The sequence below is a fragment of the Pseudomonas sp. P4_C3 genome (assembly GCF_056402075.1).
The window spans coordinates 1-6,032 of the sequence record NZ_JBFUIC010000256.1 but is presented as its reverse complement, the minus strand read 5'-3'; the positions used below and the strand labels follow the sequence as shown (position 1 = coordinate 6,032).

The 6,032-nt window shown below is 60.3% G+C and carries 6 protein-coding genes; 4 read left to right on the top strand and 2 right to left on the bottom strand.

All coding sequences use genetic code 11. The annotated features are described in order from the left end of the window. Positions 1–91: 91 nt before the first annotated feature. From AC1DVH_RS24890 to AC1DVH_RS24875, 4 genes are all read left to right on the top strand, one after another. Positions 92–1,057 carry an L-carnitine dehydrogenase gene (locus tag AC1DVH_RS24890; protein WP_046039357.1) on the top strand — a complete coding sequence of 322 codons (966 nt, stop codon included), beginning with the start codon at positions 92–94 and terminating at the stop codon, positions 1,055–1,057. Between the two features lie 164 nt (positions 1,058–1,221). After that, the gene (locus AC1DVH_RS24885; protein ID WP_477756050.1) at positions 1,222–1,698 is read left to right on the top strand and encodes a thioesterase family protein; all 477 of its coding nucleotides are present in this window, start codon (positions 1,222–1,224) and stop codon (positions 1,696–1,698) included. Positions 1,699–1,711: 13 nt separating this feature from the next. Beyond that, complete coding sequence (locus AC1DVH_RS24880; RefSeq protein WP_477756049.1) at positions 1,712–2,875, top strand: gamma-butyrobetaine dioxygenase; 1,164 nt, start codon at positions 1,712–1,714, stop codon at positions 2,873–2,875. Between the two features lie 344 nt (positions 2,876–3,219). After that, the gene (locus AC1DVH_RS24875) at positions 3,220–3,483 is read left to right on the top strand and encodes a hypothetical protein (RefSeq protein WP_223456790.1); all 264 of its coding nucleotides are present in this window, start codon (positions 3,220–3,222) and stop codon (positions 3,481–3,483) included. Positions 3,484–3,549: 66 nt separating this feature from the next. Here AC1DVH_RS24875 and gbdR read toward each other — a convergent pair whose 3' ends face one another. Next, a complete protein-coding gene (gene gbdR / locus AC1DVH_RS24870) occupies positions 3,550–4,653 on the bottom strand; it encodes a choline metabolism transcriptional regulator GbdR (RefSeq protein WP_477756048.1) in 1,104 nt (367 codons plus the stop codon). Positions 4,654–5,191: 538 nt separating this feature from the next. Then, positions 5,192–6,032, bottom strand: an 841-nt coding sequence (locus AC1DVH_RS24865; RefSeq protein ID WP_477756047.1) for an L-serine ammonia-lyase, incomplete at its 5' end; no start/stop codon positions are given.

The following is a 6,032-nucleotide window of genomic DNA, read 5'->3' as shown; positions in this document are numbered from 1 at the left end:
ATCTTTTCACCTTGTTTTTTACAAGCAAGATCAAAAGATCGCAGCCTGCGGCAGCTCCTACAGGGCTCACCGAACTTTTTAGGACGTCACCATGACCTTCATCACCGAAATCAAAACCTTCGCAGCGTTAGGCAGCGGTGTCATCGGCAGCGGTTGGGTGTCCCGTGCCCTCGCCCATGGTCTGGATGTAGTGGCCTGGGACCCGGCCCCCGGCGCCGAAGCCGCCTTGCGCAAACGCGTCGCCAATGCCTGGGGCGCGCTGGAGAAACAAGGCCTGGCGCCGGGAGCATCGCAGGATCGCCTGCGCTTTGTCGCGACCATCGAAGAGTGCGTGCGCGATGCCGATTTCATCCAGGAGAGCGCCCCGGAGCGACTGGAGCTGAAACTGGACCTGCACAGCAAAATCAGCGCCGCAGCCAAGCCCAATGCCTTGATCGGTTCCAGCACCTCCGGCCTGCTGCCGAGCGAGTTCTACGAGAGTGCCACGCACCCTGAGCGTTGCGTGGTCGGTCACCCGTTCAACCCGGTTTACCTGCTGCCGTTGGTGGAAGTGGTCGGCGGCAAAAACACCGCCCCTGAAGCGGTGCAAGCCGCGATGAAAGTCTATGAATCCTTGGGGATGCGCCCGCTGCACGTGCGCAAGGAAGTACCGGGCTTCATCGCCGACCGTCTGCTCGAGGCGCTGTGGCGTGAGGCACTGCACCTGGTCAACGACGGTGTGGCGACTACCGGTGAAATCGACGATGCCATCCGCTTCGGCGCCGGTTTGCGCTGGTCGTTCATGGGCACGTTCCTGACTTACACCCTGGCCGGTGGCGATGCCGGCATGCGCCACTTCATGGCGCAGTTCGGCCCGGCGTTGCAATTGCCGTGGACCTACCTGCCGGCGCCGGAGCTGACCGACAAACTGATCGACGACGTGGTCGATGGCACCAGCGATCAACTGGGCAAACACAGCATTTCGGCGCTGGAGCGCTATCGTGATGACTGCCTGCTGGCGGTGCTGGAGGCGGTGAAGACCACCAAAGAGAAGCATGGGATGGCTTTCAGCGAATAAGCCCAGGCTGTGGGGCCAGCAGCACTGGCCCCATCGCGAGCAAGCTCGCTCCCACAGGGGATCTGCTGAGTGACATAGATTGTATTCACACTGCAAATCACTGTGGGAGCGAGCTTGCTCGCGATAGCGGCAGTCCAGTCACCACACAAATTGGATCAGAAACCATGCCCACCCTCACCACCTACCAAACCACCATCATCCCCGACTGGGTCGACTACAACGGCCACCTGCGCGACGCCTTCTACCTGCTGATTTTCAGCTACGCCACCGATGCGCTGATGGATCGCCTGGACCTGGACAGCAACAGCCGCGAGGCCAGCGGCAACTCGCTGTTCACCCTCGAACTGCACCTCAATTACCTGCACGAAGTGAAGCTCGACGCCCAGGTCGAAGTGCACACCCAAATCATTGCCCACGACAGCAAGCGCGTGCACCTCTATCACAGCCTGCATCTGGTCGGTGATGCCCAGGAACTTGCCGGCAACGAACAGATGCTGCTGCACGTGGATCTCGCCGGGCCGCGTTCGGCACCGTTCAGCGAACTGTCCTTGAGCCGGTTGCAAGCCATCGTCGCCGAACAGGCGGACCTGCCAACGCCCGAGTACATTGGCCGAGTGATCGCATTACCTCCAAAAAAATAACAAGGAGATCGCCATGAACACCGCCGCTGCATTTGCCGACTTTCGTACCTATCCGTTGATCAGCGCGCTGACTGGCGTGCAGACTCTGGCGGACCATGTTCTGGTGAAGTGGGCCGACAATCGCGTCAGCCCTTTCCACCATCAATGGCTGCGGGACAATTGCCCGTGCCCACAGTGCGTCTACACCGTGACCCGCGAGCAAGTGCTGGAAATCGTCGATGTCGCTCAAGACCTGATGCCTGACCAAGTGCACATCGACACCGAAGGTTGCCTGTCGGTGGACTGGCAGGATGGCCACTGCAGCCGTTTTGGTCCCGGCTGGCTGCGTGCCCATGCCTATGACGACGAATCCCGTGCCGAACGCCAGGCACGCAAGCCGAAAGCCTGGCTTTGGCACAGCGACTTGCAGTTGCCAGTGTTCGAATACCAGGCGCTGATGAACGACTCCGGCGCCTTGTTGCAATGGTTGTTGGCGGTGCGCGATGTCGGGCTTACCCAGGTCCGTGGYGTACCSACCGAGCCCGGCTCGTTGAAGYTGATYGCCCAACGCATTTCCTTCATCCGCGAGAGCAATTTCGGCGTGCTGTTCAACGTGCAATCCAAGGCCGACGCCGACAGCAACGCCTATACCGCGTTCAACCTGCCGCTGCACAGCGATTTGCCGACCCGGGAGTTGCAACCGGGGCTGCAATTTTTGCATTGCCTGGTCAATGACGCCGAGGGTGGCGAGAGCATTTTTGTCGACGGTTTTGCCATCGCCGACGCCTTGCGCAGGGAAGACCCCGAATCCTTCAAAAGCCTCTGCGAAATCCCCGTAGAGTTTCGCAACAAGGACCGCCACAGCGACTACCGCTGTCTCGCGCCGATCATTGCCCTGGATGCGTTGGGGCAGGTGTCGGAAATCCGCATGGCGAACTTTCTGCGCGGACCGTTCGATGCGTCGGTGGAACAGATGCCCAGGCTCTATCGCGCCTACCGGCGCTTTATCGCGATGACCCGCGAGCCTCGATTCAGGTTGATGCAGCGGCTCAATCCCGGGGAGCTGTGGTGCTTCGACAACCGCCGCACCCTGCATGCCCGCAACGCCTTCGACCCGGCCACCGGGGCGCGGCATTTCCAGGGTTGCTATGTTGACCGGGATGAGTTGTTGTCGCGGATTCTGGTGTTGCAGCGTTAAATCACTAAAAGATCGCAGCCTTCGGCAGCTCCTACAGTTGAAACACGATCTCTGTAGGAGCTGCCGAAGGCTGCGATCTTTTGCTTTTCAACCGACCAAAAAAAGCCCCGATCAAGCCGTGACAGGATCGAGGCAGAGGGTACTGTTGAGGAGCTGCCGTGCGAGGGTGACCAAACCTTCGTGAAGCGAGCTGAGTCCAGTGTGCCCCCTCCCTTGGCCGGTAAGTTGCCCGAAAACGACCTGTTCATAGCCAATGCTGCCATTGCGACAATTCGCCCTTGCCGACACCCGGCACCCCCACCAGAATCGAACCACGACACCGTTCCCTGAAGAAGGATTGCGTCATGATGCACGCCGATTTGATAGACCAGGAAGACCTGTTGGGCCAGCTCAAGTCATTGGGGTTCAACGTGCCCAGTGGAGCCACCGCCGAGCAGGCTTGCGAGTGCGTGGTAAGGGGCTTGGACGATGCTCGGGCGTATGAACTTCGCAAGATGGTCAAGGAAATGTACACCAGCAGCGCGACGATCCTGCCGGCAGTGCGCCAGGCCATCGACAAACAATTGCTGCCGGCGTTGTCGGAGTACCAGCAAAGCCATCGCGGCTGACAGAAAATCAAAAGATCGTCCGAAGGCTCGGGCCGCGTTCGGACGATCTTTTAATGACGCCTCGGTTTAGAGCCTTACACTGGCAAACGTCGACTCATTGCGCGCCTGGCTCAGCGCCGACAACGGCCCGGACAACGGCGACAGCACCAGCGCTTGCGGCAGCGGCATCATCGCCACTTGCTGGGTAGTGTTGGACCCTACGCGCTCGTCACGCGGCGGAATGCCGAAGTATTCGCGGTAGCACTTGGAGAAGTGCGGCGTGGATACGAAACCGCATACCGACGCCACTTCGATGATCGACATCGGCGTTTGCTTGAGCAGCTGGCGCGCGCGGATCAGGCGCAGTTTCAGGTAGTAACGCGACGGCGAACAGTGCAGGTATTTCTGGAACAGGCGTTCGAGCTGACGACGGGACACCGCGACATACACCGCCAGTTCGTCCAGGTCGATCGGCTCTTCGAGGTTGGCTTCCATCAACGCGACGATTTCCTGCAACTTCGGCTGGTTGGTGCCGAGCATGTGCTTGAGCGGCACACGCTGGTGATCCTGTTCGTTGCGGATACGCTCGTAGACGAACATTTCCGAAATGGCCGCCGACAGCTCACGACCGTGATCGCGGCTGATCAGGTGCAGCATCATGTCCAGCGGCGCGGTACCGCCGGAGCTGGTGAAACGGTTACGGTCGAGGGTGAACAAGCGAGTGCTCATCGCTACACGCGGGAAAGCTTCCTGCATCGCCGCCAGACATYCCCAGTGCACGCTGCAATCAAACCCGTCGAGCAGGCCGGCGCAGGCCAGGGCCCAACTGCCGGTGCACACCGCGCCGAGGCGGCGGGACTGGCGGGCCTGGCTTTGCAGCCATGACACGTGTTCGCGGGTAACAGTGCGCTGGATGCCAATACCGCCGCACACGATGACGGTGTCCATTGGCGGGGCTTTGTGCATGGAAGCGTCGGGGGTGATCTGCAGGCCGTCACTGGCCCAGACCTGGCCGCCATCGACGGTGAGGGTGGTCCAGCGATACAGCTCGCGACCGGACAACTGGTTGGCCATGCGCAGGGGTTCCACTGCGGAGGCCAGAGAAATCAGCGTGAAATTGTCCAGCAGCAGAAAGCCGATGGATTGAGGCGCACGGTTCTGGGGTTGGGCCCCGGAGTTGAACGTCGTCATCGCGGTATCTCCTCACACAAAGCGGGTGATGGCCTCAGGCGGAGGCTCTTTTTATTGCCATCGTTCTCGCGTGGGAGACGGGCTTTGTAATGACAGAGCAATTGCCATGCCTAAATTTGAATGCGCGTTCAATAACTCCTAAAAACGACGTCGGAATGTGTCTATATATGTCTTGCAAGGCAGGGGGATTTAAATGGCCATCAGGACTGGCAAGCGCCCCGGCCCACAAGCTGTGAGCAATTCGGTAGCACTTGTGGGAACGGCGTTGCGCCGCGTCGGTAAGGAGTGTCACCGCAGGCACGGGTGACGGGCGGTCGAAGGCTGGTTGGCTCTCGACCAGTGGCAAGGCGATTTATCTGAGAGCGACGCGCTAAAAGGTGGCGCGTTTTCGAGCAGGTGTTCACTTAGCGCGCAGTTTTGACTGGTCTGGCGCTATCGCGAGCAAGCTCGCTCCCACAGGGATTGAGGTGAACACAATTTTTGTGACCGCCGCAAAACCTGTGGGAGCGAGCTTGCTCGCGATGAAGGCGACTCGGTCTCAGCACTCCACCGCGCTAACCGCCAAGCCACCCCGCGATGTCTCTTTATATTTGTCATGCATGTCGGCACCGGTATCGCGCATGGTGCGGATCACCCGATCCAGCGAAATAAAGTGCTGGCCATCACCGCGCAATGCCATTTGCGCGGCATTGATCGCTTTTACCGCGGCAATCGCATTGCGCTCGATGCACGGCACCTGGACCAGTCCACCCACCGGGTCGCAGGTCAGGCCGAGGTTGTGTTCCAGACCGATCTCCGCCGCGTTGCACAATTGCTCTGGCGTGGCGCCAAGGATTTCCGCCAGTCCGGCCGCCGCCATGGCGCAGGCCGAACCGACTTCGCCCTGGCAGCCGACTTCGGCACCGGAGATCGAGGCGTTCTTCTTGCACAGGATTCCCACCGCCGCCGCGCCGAGGAAGTAATCGACGACATTGGCGTCGGTCACCGCTTCGCTGAATTTCATGAAGTAGTGCAGCACTGCCGGAATGATCCCCGCGGCGCCGTTGGTCGGTGCCGTAACCATGCGCCCGCCGGCGGCGTTTTCTTCGTTGACCGCCAGGGCGAACAGGTTGACCCACTCCATGGCACTCAAGGTCGAGCCGATCACATTGGGTTTGTTCAATTCCTGCAAGCTGCGGTGCAGCTTGGCCGCACGACGGCGCACGTTCAGGCCGCCGGGCAGGATGCCTTCGTGTTTGAGGCCCTGTTCAACGCAATCCTGCATGGCGCGCCAGAGCTTCATCAGGCCGCTGCGGATTTCGTCCTCGCTGCGCCACACCCTCTCGTTAGCCATCATTAATTCAGCCACGCGCAGGTTATGTTTTTTACACAGTTCCAGC